This window comes from Ursidibacter arcticus (genome assembly GCF_009761375.1).
GTDB classification, from domain to species: domain Bacteria; phylum Pseudomonadota; class Gammaproteobacteria; order Enterobacterales; family Pasteurellaceae; genus Ursidibacter; species Ursidibacter arcticus.
Genome location: NZ_LEKM01000099.1, coordinates 1 through 685 on the forward strand (window position 1 = coordinate 1; position 685 = coordinate 685).

Annotated in this window: 1 protein-coding gene; it reads left to right on the top strand. The window is 27.3% G+C overall.

Features of this window, described 5'->3' with window-relative positions; translation table 11 throughout:
• The first annotated feature begins 206 nt into the window (after positions 1-206).
• On the top strand, positions 207-584 hold the full coding sequence (locus A1D25_RS02020) for a transposase (protein WP_240327088.1): 378 nt from the start codon (positions 207-209) through the stop codon (positions 582-584).
• The last annotated feature ends 101 nt before the right edge of the window (positions 585-685 follow it).

The following is a 685-nucleotide window of genomic DNA, read 5'->3' on the forward strand; positions in this document are numbered from 1 at the left end:
TTTCGATCTAGATCGAAAAACGTGGTATTTATTCACAATTTTATTCTTCTTTTTATTATTATATGCATATTATACAAATCGTTTAAAATTATTTTATGAATTATCCAAATCACAAATCTGTCCGTGTAAAATGGGATACCTATCAAAATGGTTGTTATTTCATTACTATTTGTACTCAAAATAAAATTCATTATTTTGGAGAAATAATGAATAATGAAATGTCCTTTACATTATTAGGCATTGAATTGCAAAAGATTATTGAAAACACGCCGCTTGTTCGTAATGACCAATATATTGACATTCCTATCTATACCGTTATGCCAAATCATTTTCATATGATTATTACATTAAATCACAAGATAGATTGCCATCAGCATTATTTTGGTGTTCAGCGTAAAAATTTATCATCAGTCATTCGGGGGATTAAATCTAGATTAACTAGCTTTGCCATGAAAAATAACATTTCATTTCAATGGCAATCAGGATTTTACGAACATATTATTCAAAATGAACGTGCATTTTCAAAAATATATGATTATATACAAAATAATGTTATTAATTGGTCGGCAGATCGTTTTTATTAAAAAAATGTTATTTGAAAGCAATGATATTATTATGAGTGGTATAATATGCGTCTTAGACGCAAGGTAGCATCCGTGAGTACATTTATTTCGTTAATCTATTT

Excerpts from the sequence above, each read along its gene's own strand:
- A1D25_RS02020 (WP_240327088.1), top strand. The coding sequence starts at position 207 with ATGAATAATGAAATGTCCTTTACATTATTAGGCATTGAATTGCAAAAG.